Annotated in this window: 19 protein-coding genes and 1 tRNA gene; 12 read left to right on the forward strand and 8 right to left on the reverse strand. The window is 39.3% G+C overall.

Going from position 1 to position 14,821, the window contains the following annotated elements:
* Positions 1-13: 13 nt before the first annotated feature.
* Genes CDW55_RS03040 through CDW55_RS03065 form a run of 6 tightly spaced genes read left to right on the forward strand, consistent with a single transcriptional unit; the run spans position 14 to position 5,120 of the window.
* Positions 14-898: a bifunctional 5,10-methylenetetrahydrofolate dehydrogenase/5,10-methenyltetrahydrofolate cyclohydrolase gene (locus tag CDW55_RS03040; protein ID WP_088468242.1), complete on the forward strand. Its 885-nt coding sequence runs from the start codon at positions 14-16 to the stop codon at positions 896-898.
* Positions 891-1,523: a 7-carboxy-7-deazaguanine synthase QueE gene (locus tag CDW55_RS03045; RefSeq protein ID WP_088468243.1), complete on the forward strand. Its 633-nt coding sequence runs from the start codon at positions 891-893 to the stop codon at positions 1,521-1,523. The genes CDW55_RS03040 and CDW55_RS03045 overlap by 8 nt, the downstream gene beginning before the upstream one ends.
* Positions 1,524-1,559: 36 nt before the next feature.
* On the forward strand, positions 1,560-2,912 hold the full coding sequence (locus CDW55_RS03050) for an exopolysaccharide biosynthesis polyprenyl glycosylphosphotransferase (protein WP_088468244.1): 1,353 nt from the start codon (positions 1,560-1,562) through the stop codon (positions 2,910-2,912).
* A 36-nt stretch (positions 2,913-2,948) separates the two neighbouring features.
* Positions 2,949-3,701: an MlaE family ABC transporter permease gene (locus tag CDW55_RS03055; protein ID WP_088468245.1), complete on the forward strand. Its 753-nt coding sequence runs from the start codon at positions 2,949-2,951 to the stop codon at positions 3,699-3,701.
* Entirely contained in the window at positions 3,701-4,510 is an 810-nt protein-coding gene (locus CDW55_RS03060; RefSeq protein ID WP_088468246.1) for an ABC transporter ATP-binding protein, read from the forward strand. Before CDW55_RS03055 ends, CDW55_RS03060 begins: the two co-directional genes overlap by 1 nt.
* Complete coding sequence (locus tag CDW55_RS03065) at positions 4,497-5,120, forward strand: outer membrane beta-barrel protein (protein ID WP_088468247.1); 624 nt, start codon at positions 4,497-4,499, stop codon at positions 5,118-5,120. Before CDW55_RS03060 ends, CDW55_RS03065 begins: the two co-directional genes overlap by 14 nt.
* 33 nt (positions 5,121-5,153) lie before the next feature.
* Here CDW55_RS03065 and CDW55_RS03070 read toward each other — a convergent pair whose 3' ends face one another.
* Positions 5,154-5,471, reverse strand: a complete 318-nt coding sequence (locus tag CDW55_RS03070) for a DUF1049 domain-containing protein (protein WP_088468248.1) — start codon at positions 5,469-5,471, stop codon at positions 5,154-5,156.
* A 70-nt stretch (positions 5,472-5,541) separates the two neighbouring features.
* Positions 5,542-6,348, reverse strand: a complete 807-nt coding sequence (locus CDW55_RS03075) for a M48 family metallopeptidase (RefSeq protein ID WP_088468249.1) — start codon at positions 6,346-6,348, stop codon at positions 5,542-5,544.
* A gap of 105 nt (positions 6,349-6,453) precedes the next feature.
* On the opposite strand from CDW55_RS03075, the gene CDW55_RS03080 reads away from it, so the two are divergent.
* Complete coding sequence (locus CDW55_RS03080) at positions 6,454-6,987, forward strand: DUF4251 domain-containing protein (protein ID WP_088468250.1); 534 nt, start codon at positions 6,454-6,456, stop codon at positions 6,985-6,987.
* Here CDW55_RS03080 and meaB read toward each other — a convergent pair whose 3' ends face one another.
* Positions 6,988-7,971, reverse strand: a complete 984-nt coding sequence (meaB, locus tag CDW55_RS03085; RefSeq protein WP_088468251.1) for a methylmalonyl Co-A mutase-associated GTPase MeaB — start codon at positions 7,969-7,971, stop codon at positions 6,988-6,990.
* Between the two features lie 137 nt (positions 7,972-8,108).
* Between meaB and CDW55_RS03090 the strand changes: the two genes are divergently transcribed.
* The 4 genes from CDW55_RS03090 to CDW55_RS03105 are packed head-to-tail and all read left to right on the forward strand — an operon-like array spanning position 8,109 to position 9,884.
* Positions 8,109-8,417, forward strand: a complete 309-nt coding sequence (locus tag CDW55_RS03090) for a cytochrome C (protein ID WP_088468252.1) — start codon at positions 8,109-8,111, stop codon at positions 8,415-8,417.
* Position 8,418: 1 nt separating this feature from the next.
* Positions 8,419-8,763: a tRNA-binding protein gene (locus CDW55_RS03095; RefSeq protein ID WP_088468253.1), complete on the forward strand. Its 345-nt coding sequence runs from the start codon at positions 8,419-8,421 to the stop codon at positions 8,761-8,763.
* A 38-nt stretch (positions 8,764-8,801) separates the two neighbouring features.
* Positions 8,802-9,500 carry a 3'-5' exonuclease gene (locus CDW55_RS03100; RefSeq protein ID WP_088468687.1) on the forward strand — a complete coding sequence of 233 codons (699 nt, stop codon included), beginning with the start codon at positions 8,802-8,804 and terminating at the stop codon, positions 9,498-9,500.
* 57 nt (positions 9,501-9,557) lie between these two features.
* Complete coding sequence (locus tag CDW55_RS03105; protein WP_088468254.1) at positions 9,558-9,884, forward strand: SUF system Fe-S cluster assembly protein; 327 nt, start codon at positions 9,558-9,560, stop codon at positions 9,882-9,884.
* 39 nt (positions 9,885-9,923) lie between these two features.
* Here CDW55_RS03105 and CDW55_RS03110 read toward each other — a convergent pair whose 3' ends face one another.
* The 3 genes from CDW55_RS03110 to CDW55_RS03120 form a co-directional block, all read right to left on the reverse strand.
* Positions 9,924-10,328, reverse strand: a complete 405-nt coding sequence (locus CDW55_RS03110; protein ID WP_088468255.1) for an OsmC family protein — start codon at positions 10,326-10,328, stop codon at positions 9,924-9,926.
* Between the two features lie 119 nt (positions 10,329-10,447).
* Positions 10,448-10,861, reverse strand: coding sequence for an OsmC family protein (locus CDW55_RS03115; RefSeq protein ID WP_088468256.1), 414 nt, complete (start codon positions 10,859-10,861; stop codon positions 10,448-10,450).
* A 9-nt stretch (positions 10,862-10,870) separates the two neighbouring features.
* Positions 10,871-11,719, reverse strand: a complete 849-nt coding sequence (locus tag CDW55_RS03120; RefSeq protein ID WP_088468257.1) for a hydroxymethylglutaryl-CoA lyase — start codon at positions 11,717-11,719, stop codon at positions 10,871-10,873.
* Between the two features lie 140 nt (positions 11,720-11,859).
* Between CDW55_RS03120 and pepT the strand changes: the two genes are divergently transcribed.
* Positions 11,860-13,119 (forward strand): peptidase T, encoded by a 1,260-nt coding sequence (gene pepT / locus CDW55_RS03125; protein WP_088468258.1) that lies wholly within the window; start codon positions 11,860-11,862, stop codon positions 13,117-13,119.
* 103 nt (positions 13,120-13,222) lie between these two features.
* Here the strand turns inward: pepT and CDW55_RS03130 are convergent.
* Together CDW55_RS03130 and rseP are read right to left on the reverse strand one after the other, a co-directional pair.
* Positions 13,223-13,296, reverse strand: a tRNA-Asn gene (locus CDW55_RS03130).
* A 77-nt stretch (positions 13,297-13,373) separates the two neighbouring features.
* A complete protein-coding gene (gene rseP / locus CDW55_RS03135; RefSeq protein WP_088468259.1) occupies positions 13,374-14,711 on the reverse strand; it encodes an RIP metalloprotease RseP in 1,338 nt (445 codons plus the stop codon).
* Positions 14,712-14,821 lie beyond the last annotated feature (110 nt).

A 14,821-nucleotide genomic window follows, 5' to 3' on the forward strand; every position in this document is an offset into this window, starting at 1 on the left:
AAGTAAAAGTAAAATGGCAAAAATTCTCGATGGGCTTAAGATTTCGAAAGAAATCAAGCAGGAAATTAGATCTGATGTTGAAAAAATTGTTGCAGGAAAAAGACGTGCACCACACTTGGTCGCAATTTTGGTAGGCAGCAATGGCGCAAGTATGACCTACGTAAACAACAAAATCAAAGACTGCAGGGAGGTAGGCTTTAAATCCTCTTTGGTTAAATTCCCAAGCACGGTTTCGGAAGCAGAACTTTTAGAGAAAATCGAGGAACTTAATAAGTCGAAAGATGTTGATGGTTTCATCGTGCAGTTGCCGCTACCTAAACAGATTGATCAGGAAAAAATCATCATGGCAATAGATCCGCGGAAAGATGTTGATGGATTTCATCCGGAAAATTTCGGAAAAATGGCTTTGGAAATGGACACATTTTTACCCGCCACTCCTTTCGGAATACTCACTTTGCTCGAACGTTACGGTATCCAGACCGAAGGGAAACACTGTGTAATCATCGGAAGAAGCCGCATTGTGGGCAAACCAATGAGTATTTTGATGGGAAGAAAACATTTTCCGGGGAATTCCACCGTGACTTTAACCCATTCCTACACCCCGCACATCGAGAAATTCACCCACCACGCGGATATTGTAATTACCGCCCTGGGAGATCCTAATTTCCTGAAAGCCGATATGATTAAAAAAGGAGCCGTAATTATTGATGTGGGAATTACAAGAATTACAAACGACTCTGAAAAAGGTTACGAACTGGTAGGTGACGTAGATTTCGAAAGTTGTAAAACAAAAGCAAGCTGGATTACGCCTGTACCTGGTGGTGTGGGGCCTATGACCAGAGCGATGCTGATGAAAAACACTCTTTTAGCTTACAAAACTTCAGTATATAATGACTAAAGAAGAAGAAAATATTTTATTGAACCAAGGTAAAATGCTCCCGGTGATGGAGCATTTTTATACTTTGCAGGGCGAAGGTGCACACACCGGAAAAGCCGCATATTTCATCCGTCTTGGTGGCTGCGATGTAGGTTGCCATTGGTGCGATGTAAAAGAAAGTTGGGACCCCAACCTTCATCCCGTGATGGATGCTTTACAGATTGCCGAAATTGCTGCAAGCCACTGCAAAACGATTGTACTTACAGGTGGCGAACCGCTGATGTGGAATCTGGAGGTTTTAACCTCGCGCCTGAAAGAACTGGGCTGCGAAATTCATATCGAAACTTCCGGCGCCTATGAAATGAGCGGAATACTTGACTGGATCACCCTTTCTCCTAAAAAAACCGGTCTGCCAAAAGAAGAAATCTACGCGAAAGCCAGCGAACTGAAAATGATCGTTTTCAACCACAGTGATTTTAAATTTGCTGAAGAACAGGCTGCAAAAGTTTCAGAAAACTGCAAACTTTATCTGCAGAGTGAGTGGAGCAAGAGAAATGAAATGTACCCAAAAATAACAGACTATATTCTTTTAAATCCGAAATGGCAGGCATCCGTGCAGACGCATAAATATTTGAATATTCCGTAAATTAAGTTAAATTTACTTTTTATATAATTCGGTTTTATGCAAAAAATTCGATATTCTCGATATTTTAAAATTACATTTATACTCCTGGACGTGTTGGTTATTACCGGTGTATTTTTGTTCTTTTTCATCAGGAATAACGATGCACGCTACGAAAAAGACATTTGGGAGCAGAATCTGCTGTCCATTATTCTTCTTACGCTATTTTGGATTTTGCTCAGCGGGAGAACCAAACTCTATTCTGTCGCCCGAAATCTTACCTACACCATTTATCTAGAACGGCTGGTTACGCATATTTTCCTTTTTATATTTGGGGTAATTTTATTGGCAAAAGTAAGCAATAATGATTTTCTGAAACAGGATCGGTTTCTCATCGCCATCAACCTCTTTTTCCTTCTCTTCTTCATTAAATCCATAGTTTTTTTCACGCTGAAGTACATTCGGACATTGGGAATCAATTACAGAAATATTATGTTTTTTAGCAATGATTCCTCATCAGAAATTCTGAAGAATATTTTAACAGATAGAAAGGATTACGGTTTTAAAATCTTCGATTATCCTGAAGAAGAGCAGTTTGATTTGGATAAACTCATTACTTTTTGGAAAGAAAAAGGCATCCACACGATGTATATGCCTTCAAATGGTTTCGAGAAAAATGACGAACAGGAAATCTACAGACTGGCAGCACTGCACAAAGTAAAAATATCGCTGATTCCCAGCATTGTAAAAAACAATTTTTTCCAGTATGACCTTGGATACATTGAAATGCAGCCGGTGCTGGAGCGCTCTAAATTCCCCCTGGATTATCTTACCAATATCCTGCTCAAGAGGGTCTTCGATATTATATTTTCGGTTATAATCCTCATTTTTATCTGTAGCTGGCTCTTTCCTGTTATTGCAATCTTGATCAAAAGGGACAGCAAAGGACCTGTATTTTTTCTCCAAAAAAGATATGGCTTCCATGACGATGTTTTTCGGTGTATAAAATTCCGAACGATGTATATGAATGCAGATTCGCTGCCAACAGATAAAAGAGTAACCCGGATTGGCAGGTTTCTGCGCAAAACAAGTTTAGATGAGATGCCGCAGTTCATCAATGTGCTGAAAGGAGAAATGTCGGTAGTAGGGCCAAGACCCCACATGCTGTTGGTAGATGATTTTTACAAACTTAAAATCGGTCGCTATTCGGTACGGAGTTTGGTTAAGCCTGGTGTTACCGGTCTTGCGCAAGTGAATGGTTTGCGTGGTGACAGTGGAAATATGGATATAAAAATGCAGAAAAGAATTCTGGCCGACGCTTTTTATGTTAAAAACTGGAGTTTCAGCTTAGATCTTGTGATCATTTTAAAAACAGTTTTTCTGGTTATTTGCGGCGATAAAAATGCCAATTAAAAAATATAGAAAAAAATAAAACACTAATTTAGCCGAATGTTAAAGAAATTTTTGAGCCAGATCGGAGCTTACTTTCTCCTGCTGTCCAAAACAATAAAAAGACCACAGAAAACCTCGGTTTTCGGCAAACTCTTTATGAGAGAAATTCACGATCTTGGGGTTAATTCCTTCGGGCTAGTTCTCTTTACCTCCATATTTGTAGGAGCGGTAGTCGCCATACAGATGTTCAACAACTTTAAGGCGTCTACCTTCCCCATTCCGAACTCGTTTATTGGGTATGCGACCAAAGTAGTTTTGATCTTAGAATTTGCACCCACCATTATTTCTGTAATACTTGCAGGAAAAGTAGGCTCTTATATTGCCTCAAGCATTGGTACTATGAGAGTTACAGAGCAAATTGACGCGTTAGACATTATGGGCGTAAATTCACCAAACTTCCTGATTTTACCTAAGATTCTGGCGAGCGTTATTTTCAATCCTTTGCTTATCGCAATCAGTATCGTATTTGGAGTTTGGGGAGGATATTTGGCAGGAATTGCCACCGGAAACTGGAGTAAAGCCGATTATATTACCGGAATACAAATGTACATGCCACAGCATTTTATTTGGTATGCACTCTTCAAAACTGCGGTATTTGCATTTTTAATTGCAACGATACCGGCATTTTTTGGGTATAATGTAAAAGGAGGTTCGCTTGAAGTTGGCCGCGCCAGTACACAAGCTGTAGTGTGGACCATTGTTTCCATTATTATTACCAATTTAATTTTAACCCAAATGTTCCTCAGCTGATGATTGAAGTAAAAGATTTAAAGAAGAAATTCGAGGAGGTTGAAGTTTTAAAAGGCATCACCACAACATTCGATACCGGGAAAGTAAACCTCATCATTGGGCAGAGTGGTTCTGGAAAAACTGTATTTCTCAAGAGTCTACTCAATGTTTTTCAGCCTACATCGGGAGAAATTCTATTTGATGGCAGAGACATCAATAAAATGTCCCGTGACGAAAAACAAATTCTCCGTTCAGAAATCGGAACGGTATTTCAGGGAAGCGCGCTGTTTGATTCGATGACGGTGGAAGAAAATATAACATTTCCGCTGGATATGTTCACCAATCTGTCATTCCGAGAAAAGAAAAGAAGAGTTTTTGAAGTAATAGGAAGAGTTCACCTCGAAAAGGCTAACAGAAAATATCCTTCTGAAATTTCAGGAGGTATGCAAAAAAGGGTTGCTATTGCACGTGCAATTGTAAACAACCCTAAATATCTGTTTTGCGATGAGCCGAATTCGGGACTCGATCCTTATACCTCCAATATTATCGATGATCTTCTTATGGAGATTACCAAGGAATACAATACCACAACCATCATCAACAGCCACGACATGAACTCGGTGATGACGATTGGCGAGAAAATTGTATACCTACGTCTAGGAATTAAAGAGTGGGAAGGAAACAAAGACATCCTGATTAATGCAGGCAATAAAAACCTGATCGACTTCGTTTATTCCTCAGAATTATTCAAGGAGCTGCGCGAGTACTTCCTTGAAACCAACAAAACCTCAATCGATAATATTGTAACAAAATCTAATGAAAACGAATAAAATTCTTAGTATCGCTCTATTGGGAGCTACTGTATTCGCCTCTGCGCAGGTAAAATTATCGGGACGCGCTAACTTACTTTTTAAGACTGATAAACCAACGTGGGAAAACATCAGCAACACTGCAACCGGCGCTTATAATGATTCCGGTAAAAACAATGCAGGATTTAACTTTGGTCTTTCAGCTAAAGTAAATTTGCCACTTTCGCTTTTTTTAATGCCGGAAATCTATTACACAACTTTAAAATCTGAATTTATCGAACCTATATCTAACACTACGCTTGAGGTTAAAAGCAACCGTGTTGACGTACCTGTACTTTTAGGCTATAATGTGCTTGGTGACACGTTCGGTGTATTTGCTGGTCCTGTAGCATCCTACAACCTTTCTACCGATAATCAGTTTAATGATTTCAAAGAAAATGCAAAGAATGATTTTACGGTAGGTTACCAGTTCGGAGCTCAGGTTCAGTTGCAGAAATTTATTATTAACGGAAGATACGAGGGTGCGTTTACCGATGACCAGAGAGATTTCATTAATAATAACACCAATCAGACGATTCGCTACGACAGCCGACCCAGCATGCTAATCTTCGGTTTAGGATATCAGTTCTAAGCTTAAAATTTCAAAATAAAAAAATCCTCAGAATCAGTAATTCTGAGGATTTTCATTTGATGTATTCTGTATTGTCTGTTGTCTAGCCAATTCTGCAGCCTGTTTTTCAAGATCTTCTTTTTCTCTCCGCAGCTGCTGAAGTTCTTTTCTTTTTTGCTCTTCCTTAAGCGCAGAACCTTTGCTTACATATCCAACAATCCCACCGATGATGAGGCCGATTCCGATTCCTGCAAGAATTCCCATCAAACTGATCGGTTCAAACAGCTTCACGAATGAAAATTCGGGGAGCATATAATACAGCAGAAACGCCAGACCGAGGAGTAAAAACCCAATAAAGTGTAAATTTTTCATAGTGTTAAATTAACAAACCTTCCCAAAATTAATAATTTTTAGGGAAGGTTTCATTTTTATTGGTAAGATTTTAAATTTTTCCGCCCGATACTTTGTAATATTCCAAAGCTTTTGGCAAATGTTTTTGCAAATCTGCACGTCTGCTTTCCGGACTTGGGTGTGTTGAAAGAAATTCCGGCGGGCGGTTTCCGGTTGAAGAGGCTTCCATTCTTTCCCAGAACGGCTGTGCCTGTCTCGGATCGTAACCTGCCATCGCCATTAAGTATAATCCCATTTCATCGGCTTCAAGCTCCTGCCCTCTTCCGTATTTCAAAAGCGCAACCTGTGCACCGATTGGGTAAACCTGCTGGAAGATCGCAGCCATCTGCCCGCTTGTAGCACTTCCTAAAATTGCACCGCCGTACTGCGCAACCATAGCCTGAGAAATCCTTTCGTTACCATGCCCGGCAAGTGCGTGAGAAATTTCGTGACCCAAAACCACAGCTAAACCTGTATCATTTTGAGTGATTGGAATAATTCCTGTATACACTGCCACTTTACCGCCCGGCATTGCCCACGCATTGACTTGCTTATCATCAATCAGATTAAATTCCCATTGGTAATTTGTAATGTCAGCTTCTCTACCAATCCCTCTGTAATAGTTGTTCGCAGCATTTTTTATGCGCAAGCCCACATTCTGAACACTTTTTGCCGCAGTTGTACCTTTAACAACTTTTGCTTTAGAAATAACTTCCCTGTACTGCTGCACTGCCATCGCGCTAATTTCCTGATCGTTGGCTAACTGAAGGGATTTTCTCCCTGTAATCGGATTTGTTGTACACGCCATCATCATTAATGATAAAGCGCCAATTCCTAAAAACTTATTTACTTTTTTCATAGCTTTAATATTTCGATATAAATTCCTATTAACAATTTTTATTCCACAATTTTTTTTCAACTTTACAGTTCGCATTATTTTTGCTATGAACTTAGAAAAATCAAAATGAAAAAATTAATTAATATTTTATGTGCAGCAGTTTTATTCATCCTGATGTACGCTTGCGCAGCAACACCAAATATGCCCTCCGAAAAAGTGGCAGCGTTATTAAGGAACGGTGAATTTACCTTTATGGCCGAACAGGCGCAACCCAGTAACTATGATGTGGTAAATGTAATGAATTCTTTGCCAAGATCCAGTTCTTCCCGAATGTTAGATCTGGATTATGGCTACACCATTGTTCTTAAAAAATCTGAACTCCGTGTTGAATTGCCTTATTTTGGCAGGATGTACAGCCCAAGCTACGACACTGCAAATAATTCTTACCGGTTCACTTCTAAAGATTTTACTGTAAGTCAGCAAACAGGTAAAAAAGGAAGTACAGTTTACACTTTTCTTACCAAAGATCAGCCGACGGTCCGAAGAATCATAATGGAAGTTTTCAGCAACGGAAAAACTTATGTGTCGATCGATTCGAATGACCGCACACCAATTTCGTACAACGGCTATCTTATGGAAAGCGAGTTGCCTAAAAAGTAATTATTTCTTCAGCAGCTTCTCAACAAATCTTTTCGCTTCCGAACTTGGATTGGATTTCAGGTCGGAAGCATTTTTTTTATGCAGCTCGTAAGAATCTCCTGTCGATTGTTCTTCTTTTGCCTTCTGAAGAATATATTCCTGAACCCAGTAATCAAAACGTTTTTCTGCCTGAAGCTGGCGGGTTTTATCAAAACTTCCACTTTCCCGCTTCATCCGGATGAATTGATCAATCTTCTCATCCACTTCATTCAACCCAGTATTATGAAGTGCCGAACCGAGTAGAACCGGCACTTTCCAGTTTTTTTCTTTTGAAGGTAAAAAATGAAGCGCGCGTAACAATTCCAGTTTGGTGTTTTTGGCTTTCTGTCGGTTACCTTCTTCCACTTTATTAATGAAGATGATATCTACCATTTCCATAATTCCGCGTTTAATTCCCTGCAGTTCGTCGCCACCGCCGATAATCTTTAAGAACAAAAAAACATCAGTAATATCCGAAACCAACACTTCACTTTGGCCTACGCCCACGGTTTCAATTAATATGGTATCGTATCCTGCAGCCTCACAAAGCATCATAGTTTCAAATGTTGTATTGGCTACTCCGCCTAGAAATCCAGAGCTGGGCGAAGGTCGTATAAAAGCATTTTCTTCTCTGGCCAGTTCTTCCATTCGGGTTTTGTCTCCTAAAATAGAGCCTTTATTGAGTGACGAACTTGGATCGATAGCCAGAACTGCAACTTTTTTCCCCTTTTTTAAAAGCAGCCTTCCGAAGTTTTCAATAAAAGTAGATTTTCCTGCGCCCGGTACACCGGTAACACCAATTCTTACAGAATTTCCTGTGAAAGGCAAAATTTCTTTCAAAAGCTGTTCGGCCAATTCACGGTGTTCAGGCTTTTTACTTTCTATCAAAGTGATGGCTTTTCCGAGCAATCTTTTATCGCCCGATTTTATTCCCTCAATAAGTTGTTCTACAGAAAACGTTTTCATTTAACCAAAAATACAAATTCTTTCAGGATAATAACTTAAGTGGGGAATCCGACAGCGTCATTATTTTTGAATTTTTTGGTCTGAAGCCATTGTAAAGAGAATTTTGTTTATTTTTGAAAGAAACAAAGTATTTAAATATGAAAAGACCTCAAAACTTTACACGGATTACTACCATTTTTTCAGCAATTGCAATAATCGGCTTTTTAACTTCCTGTACGACAAAACCCGCCGTTACCGAAGGAACAAAAACCATGACTGCAGAAAATCTGGCTTTAGGAAAAACACTTTTCGACAATTCATGCGGCAGATGCCATGATTTGCCGAGTCCTACTTCTCATTCCGCTCAGGATTGGGTTGGAATTATGAACGCTATGGCACCAAAGGCAAAACTGAATGATCAGCAACACCAGCTGGTTTACGATTACATTGTATCCGTGAAAAAATAAAATGGATTTAAAACCTGAAATAACCTGGCGGGATTTCGAAAAACTCGATATACGCTGCGGAACGGTAATTTCTGTTGCCGATTTTCCGGAAGCCAAAAAACCATCGTACAGACTAGAAATAGATTTTGGGACGCTTGGAATTAAGAAATCTTCTGCTCAAATTACTTCACTTTACCAAAAAGAAGAACTTGTTGGCAAGCAGATTTTGGCTGTAGTGAATTTCCCAAAAAAACAAATTGCCAATTTTTTCAGCGAATGTCTGGTTTTGGGACTATATGGAGAAAACAAGGATGTTACACTTATAACACCTTCGCTACCGGTTAAAAACGGTTCTATTCTAGGTTAAACCTATTGCACTTTTCTTAAATTTTAAAAATCTTCATGATGATTCAGCATATTCCTTTAGAAAAAATCCTATTCCTGGATATTGAAACCGTTCCACAAGCCGGAAACTGGGAAGAATTGAATGAAACCGACCAGTATCTATGGGACAAAAAAACCAGAATGCAGCGGAAAGAAGATTTCACTGCGCAGGAATTTTATAATGAAAGAGGCGGAATCATGGCTGAGTTTGGCAAAATCATCTGCATTTCTGTTGGTATTTTGGAAAAAAGTGAAAAACTGATGATTAAAAGTTTTTCAGGTGATGATGAGAGAAAACTGCTCGAAGAATTCGGCGAAATCTTCAATCATCCAAAACTTCACGATGTAATTCTCTGTGCGCACAACGGAAAAGAATTCGATTTTCCGTGGATTGCAAGACGATTCCTGATCAACGGAATGCAGCCACCGAAACCCTTCCAGATGTTTGGGAAAAAACCGTGGGAAATCCCGCACCTCGATACTATGGAGCTGTGGAAGTTCGGCGATTACAAATCTTTTATTTCACTGGAATTGTTGGCTCATGTATTCGGTATTCCAACTCCAAAAGATGATATCGACGGCTCTATGGTTTCGTCAATTTACTATATAGAAAAAGACTTATTTAGAATTGTTCAATATTGTGAAAAAGATGTCTTAACTTTGGCAAATATTTTCCGGCGCATGCGACAGGAAGAATTGCTGGAACGTAAAACAGACTAACTTTTAAAATAAAATGACCTTTGCTGCGGTTTGCAGCCACGGTTGAACAATAGTAAAATGGCTTTAACAGACGATCAGATCGCCGATATTGGCGAAAATATTATTAAAAATTTAAAAACCGTTTATGACCCCGAAATTCCCGTAGACATCTATGAACTCGGTCTTATTTACGATGTACAGATTTCGGACCAGGGTGCGGTGAAGGTAATTATGACATTAACAACACCCAACTGTCCGGTGGCTGAAAGTTTACCAGCGGAAGTACGCGAAAAGGTTACCGAAGTTGAAGGCGTAACAGAGGTAGATCTGGAACTTACCTTCGAACCTGCCTGGAACAAAGACATGATGAGTGAAGAAGCACGCTTCGAACTTGGAATGTTTTAAAAAATAAATGCCGGAAATCTCCGGCATTTTAATTTCATTCTACACTCCGTACTCAAAAAGTACCGTACGCTGCACATTTGGATGAATAGACAAAGAAACCGGACAGTTAAGAGCGGTATGTTCAATAAATTTCTTCTGTTCCTCAGTAAATGTTCCGGGAATTCTCACGATACAAAATATAGTTCCGATTCTTTTCGGTTCAGGATGGGTAGATTTTTTTAGTTCGCAAGTTGCACCGGTAATATCAATTCCTCTGTTCTTTCCTAAAACTGCTACTGCCATTAACATCGACTGGCCATAGGAAATACCGAAAATATCTGAAGGTGAAAAATATTCTGAAGTTCCCCCTTCCCTCAATGGTGCACAGGTAGTAATTTCAGCACCGGATTTAGCATGTTGGGATACGATTGTAAAATCTCCCGAATAAGTAATTGTTGAAGTCATAGCATTGCGTTTTTTATTACAATAAAGATAGCAAAATCTTTTTGGTATTTTACGCAAAAATGATATAAGTCACTGTAAATTAAAAATATAAAACAAACATATCTACACTCCGTATCTTTTTATAACGGCTGATCCGGATAGTTAAAAGTGACAGATTTTTTCACTTCAGGGCTTAAGGTAAGTGCTACAGGGCAATTCATTGCAGTATTTTCAATAAAGGCCTTTTCTTCGTCGGAAAAGCTACCGTGAAAATATAAATCACAAACAATTTCTGCGATCTTTCTTGGTTTCGGATTCATTATTTTCTGGAGTTCAGCATAAGATCCTTCAATATTAATTCCTTTATCTTTTCCTAAAATCGCAATGGTAGTGAGCATGCATTGTGCAAGGGAAGTTGCGCACAAATCGGTTGGCGAAAACACTTCGCCCTTACCGTGATTATCTGTAGGAGCATCGGTAAAAACTCTGGTTCCAGACTGTAAATGTTCAGATTCGCACCGCAAATCGCCGAGGTATGTTATTTTTGAGGTCATGAGCGTAATTTAAAAATGAAAAATATCTTTGGCTTTATTATAAGCACTTTCGAAATTAAGTAAGTTCAGTGAATGCTCAATTTTTTCGGAAGCCATAAAATTAATGACCTGCTCGGTAGGCATATTTCCGACCAGGTCGTCTTTGGCCATCGGACAACCGCCGATTCCTTTAATTGCCGAATCGAACCTTCTGCAGCCGTTATCATAAGCGGCTTTCAGTTTACTGTAAGAATCCTCATAGCGGTTATGGAAATGCGCACCGAAATCAATCCCAGGATATTTTGCCGGAATTTTATCAAACAGAAGTGCAATCTGTTCTACAGTTCCGGTTCCGGTGGTATCGGAAAGCAGAATGTTTTTAATCCCGATTTCATTAAAACGGTTTGCCCAGAAATCCACGTCTTCCCATTTCCACATCTCACCATAAGGATTTCCGAAAGCCATGGAAAAATACACATTCAGTGTACGGCCATCGGTTTTCAGAATTTCTGTGATTTTCAGAATATCATTAAAAGCTTCTTCCTGATTTTTATTCGTATTCCGGTGCTGAAAAGTCTCCGAAATCGAAAAAGGAAACCCCAGAATATCAACCTGCTCGTGAGCCAGAGCTTTCTCTGCCCCGCGGTAATTGGCAACAATCACAGAAAGTTTTGTATTTGAAATCGATTTATCAATCTCATCGAGCACCGTTCCGGAATCCGCCATTTGGGGAATCGATTTTGGTGAAACAAAACTACCGCAATCCAACACATCAAAACGAACATCCATCAAGGCATTAATGTAATCGATTTTCTTTTGAGTCGGGATAAATTCGCCCCAACCTTGCATAGCATCTCGCGGACATTCGGTTAAAAACATTGTTGATTTTTAATTTTCTCAAAGATAATATTTTTTTTGAATGACAGAATTTGAGTTTTGCAGGCATAAAAAACTGGCAATTTGCAGCCATTACCGTCATACAAATTCGCTATCTTTGTTTAAATCAAATTTTATTAAAGATGACTACCATAGATTTCAACCTCGACTGGAAACTGAAACTGCAAAACCGATTTATCAACTACGTAAAAATCTTTTCGACCAGTGATCCGGAAAGCGAAACAACACCTTCAACCGAAAGACAGTGGAACATGGCCAACTATATTTTCGAAGAACTGAAAACCTTGGGTTTAAGCGATGTTTCTCTGGACGAGAACGGCTACATCTATGCTTACGTTCCTTCGAACCTTGAAAATGATGACGAACCGGTGGTAGGTTTTATTTCACATTACGATACTTCTCCGGATTTTAATGGAGAAAATGTGAAGCCTCAGATCTGGGACGATTACGATGGCAAAGATTTGCTTCTGAATAAAGAAACTGGCTTCGTACTTTCTCCTTCAAAATTTGAAAGTCTGAAAGATTATGTCGGCAAAACTTTAATTACCACAGACGGTACAACCCTTCTTGGCGCAGATGACAAAGCGGGGGTTGCCGAAATTGTAACTGCTGCTGAATATTTGTTGGCTCATCCAGACATTAAACACGGGAAAATTGCGATCGGATTTACTCCGGATGAAGAAATCGGAAGAGGAGCACATAAATTCGATGTTAAAAAATTCGGTGCCGAGTGGGCTTACACCATGGATGGCGGTGAAGTTGGAGAACTAGAGTATGAAAACTTCAACGCAGCTGGCGCGGTGGTGAAAATTCACGGTTTGAGTGTGCACCCGGGTTATGCTTTCGGAAAAATGGTGAACGCCTCGCTTTTGGCCGCCGAATTCATTAAAATGCTCCCTGAAAACGAAACACCATCCACTACAAAAGGTTTTGAGGGTTTTTATCATTTAACAGATTTGAAATCTGATGTTTCTGAGGCAAAAATTCACTACATCATCCGTGATCACGATGCCGATAAATTTGAAGCCAGAAAAGAATTTATGACACAAAAGGTAGCAGAATTCAACAAAAGATTCGGTGAAGGAACTGCTGAAATCGAAATTAAAGAACAGTACCGAAACATGAAGCAGCAGTTTGAAGGCAAAATGCATATTATCGACATCGCGGAACAGGCGATGAAAGACGCCAACATCGAGCCTAAAATCAAGGCCATCCGGGGTGGAACAGACGGGGCACAGCTTTCCTACATGGGTTTACCTTGTCCGAATATTTTTGCGGGCGGAATCAACTTCCATGGGCCTTATGAATACGTAGCTTTGGAATCGATGGAAAAAGCAGTAAAAGTGATTATTAATATCGCGAAGATGGTGAAGAAGATTTAAAGAAATATTGTACCTGAATAACCTTCAATAATATTGAGGGTTATTTTTTTATTCTTTACCCATCAAAAAACAAAAAAAACCATCACATTTCTGTGATGGCTTGCTCCTCTTGCTGGGCTCGAACCAGCGACCCTCTGATTAACAGTCAGATGCTCTAACCAACTGAGCTAAAGAGGAGTGTATCCTTTTGCGTTAAGCGTGTGCAAATATAAAAACTTTTTTAATTCTTGCAAAATATTTTTGCAAAGTTTTTACTAAAATTTTCCTGTAATCCACTTAACTATGTCGTTTCCAAAGATTAAGACCATTAGCCCAAGTAAGAAAATTACACCAATCATTTGAGCATTTTCTAAAACTTTCTGCGGAACAGGCTTTCCGGTGATCATTTCCCACAGGGTAAACACTACATGACCCCCGTCTAACCCAGGAATCGGGATTAAATTCAGGAATGCTAACCATACCGAGAACATTGCTGTAAAACTCCAGAAAAACTCCCAGTTAATCGTCTCTGGCATTTGTTTGATGATTCCGATAGGTCCCGAAACTTTCTTATAACCTTCTGTAGTGGTATTGAAAACAATTTTAAACTGCTTAATCTGCATCGTCAAAACGTCGATGGTTCTTGTAAAACCTCTTGGGATAGCTTCTAAGAAAGAATATTTTTTGGTGATTTTGGCTTTTTCAAGTTCGGCCTGTGCTACATTGATGTCTGTGGAAAATCCTAATTTTCCTTGCGGATCAACTTTAATATCGATTTGCTGTAGCGCAGAATTTCTTTCAACATCCAACTTTACATTGGTGTTTTTGTATTTTGCAAGTTCAGTTGCCAACTCATCGAAATACTTTACAGGATTTCCGTTTACTGCTACAATTTTATCACCTTTCTGCAAGCCGGAAGCTTTCGCAGGACCATTTGGCAGAAGACTGTCGATAACCACAGGAAAACGTGGGCTGAAGTAAGCTTTAGCCTCATTTTGTTTCAACACATCAGCTACACCTTGCTCGTTGACAGGGAATGTAACTTCTTTACCGTTTCTTTCCACCGTTACCTCATCTGCGAAAAGCATGTTTACGGTTGAAGGTTCCATACGCTCGGCGTGCTTTCCGTCGATCTTTAGAATTTTGTCTCCAGTTTCCAGACCCATTTTTTTACCGGCATCAGATACCGCAATTCCGTTCTCGAATTTTGAATTGTCGTGATAGGTTTCGCCTTTAAAGTAACTAAGGCTCGAATAAATGAGCCAGGCTAAAAAGAAGTTAACCGTTACACCACCCATCATAATAATCAGGCGCTGCCATGCGGGTTTACTCCGGAATTCCCAGGGTTCGGCCGGTTTTTTCAGCTGTTCTGTATCCATACTTTCATCCACCATTCCGGCAATTTTCACATAACCGCCAAATGGAAGCCAACCGATTCCGTATTCGGTACCTCGGAAATTTATTTTTGCCAGCGAAAACCAGGGATCAAAAAAGAGATAAAATTTTTCAACTTTTGTTTTAAAATATTTTGCGGGGATAAAATGTCCTAATTCGTGCAATATCACTAAAATAGAAATACTGAGTATGAACTGAAATAACTGTATTAATGTCATTGATTTTAATTAAATTTTTTAAGATTTGCGAAGATACGAATTATCAAAAGCATGCCAAATAAAAAAGGCTCCCAATATTCTGGAAACCTTTGATATATGAAATTAAGTGA

Origin of the sequence: Chryseobacterium sp. VAUSW3 (assembly GCF_002205795.1) — a bacterium.
GTDB lineage: Bacteria > Bacteroidota > Bacteroidia > Flavobacteriales > Weeksellaceae > Kaistella > Kaistella yananensis.

Excerpts from the sequence above, each read along its gene's own strand:
- CDW55_RS03040 (WP_088468242.1), top strand. The coding sequence starts at position 14 with ATGGCAAAAATTCTCGATGGGCTTAAGATTTCGAAAGAAATCAAGCAG.
- CDW55_RS03045 (WP_088468243.1), top strand. The coding sequence starts at position 891 with ATGACTAAAGAAGAAGAAAATATTTTATTGAACCAAGGTAAAATGCTC.
- CDW55_RS03050 (WP_088468244.1), top strand. The coding sequence starts at position 1,560 with ATGCAAAAAATTCGATATTCTCGATATTTTAAAATTACATTTATACTC.
- CDW55_RS03055 (WP_088468245.1), top strand. The coding sequence starts at position 2,949 with ATGTTAAAGAAATTTTTGAGCCAGATCGGAGCTTACTTTCTCCTGCTG.
- CDW55_RS03060 (WP_088468246.1), top strand. The coding sequence starts at position 3,701 with ATGATTGAAGTAAAAGATTTAAAGAAGAAATTCGAGGAGGTTGAAGTT.
- CDW55_RS03065 (WP_088468247.1), top strand. The coding sequence starts at position 4,497 with ATGAAAACGAATAAAATTCTTAGTATCGCTCTATTGGGAGCTACTGTA.
- CDW55_RS03070 (WP_088468248.1), bottom strand. The coding sequence starts at position 5,471 with ATGAAAAATTTACACTTTATTGGGTTTTTACTCCTCGGTCTGGCGTTT.
- CDW55_RS03075 (WP_088468249.1), bottom strand. The coding sequence starts at position 6,348 with ATGAAAAAAGTAAATAAGTTTTTAGGAATTGGCGCTTTATCATTAATG.
- CDW55_RS03080 (WP_088468250.1), top strand. The coding sequence starts at position 6,454 with ATGAAAAAATTAATTAATATTTTATGTGCAGCAGTTTTATTCATCCTG.
- meaB (WP_088468251.1), bottom strand. The coding sequence starts at position 7,971 with ATGAAAACGTTTTCTGTAGAACAACTTATTGAGGGAATAAAATCGGGC.
- CDW55_RS03090 (WP_088468252.1), top strand. The coding sequence starts at position 8,109 with ATGAAAAGACCTCAAAACTTTACACGGATTACTACCATTTTTTCAGCA.
- CDW55_RS03095 (WP_088468253.1), top strand. The coding sequence starts at position 8,419 with ATGGATTTAAAACCTGAAATAACCTGGCGGGATTTCGAAAAACTCGAT.
- CDW55_RS03100 (WP_088468687.1), top strand. The coding sequence starts at position 8,802 with ATGATTCAGCATATTCCTTTAGAAAAAATCCTATTCCTGGATATTGAA.
- CDW55_RS03105 (WP_088468254.1), top strand. The coding sequence starts at position 9,558 with ATGGCTTTAACAGACGATCAGATCGCCGATATTGGCGAAAATATTATT.
- CDW55_RS03110 (WP_088468255.1), bottom strand. The coding sequence starts at position 10,328 with ATGACTTCAACAATTACTTATTCGGGAGATTTTACAATCGTATCCCAA.
- CDW55_RS03115 (WP_088468256.1), bottom strand. The coding sequence starts at position 10,861 with ATGACCTCAAAAATAACATACCTCGGCGATTTGCGGTGCGAATCTGAA.
- CDW55_RS03120 (WP_088468257.1), bottom strand. The coding sequence starts at position 11,719 with ATGTTTTTAACCGAATGTCCGCGAGATGCTATGCAAGGTTGGGGCGAA.
- pepT (WP_088468258.1), top strand. The coding sequence starts at position 11,860 with ATGACTACCATAGATTTCAACCTCGACTGGAAACTGAAACTGCAAAAC.
- rseP (WP_088468259.1), bottom strand. The coding sequence starts at position 14,711 with ATGACATTAATACAGTTATTTCAGTTCATACTCAGTATTTCTATTTTA.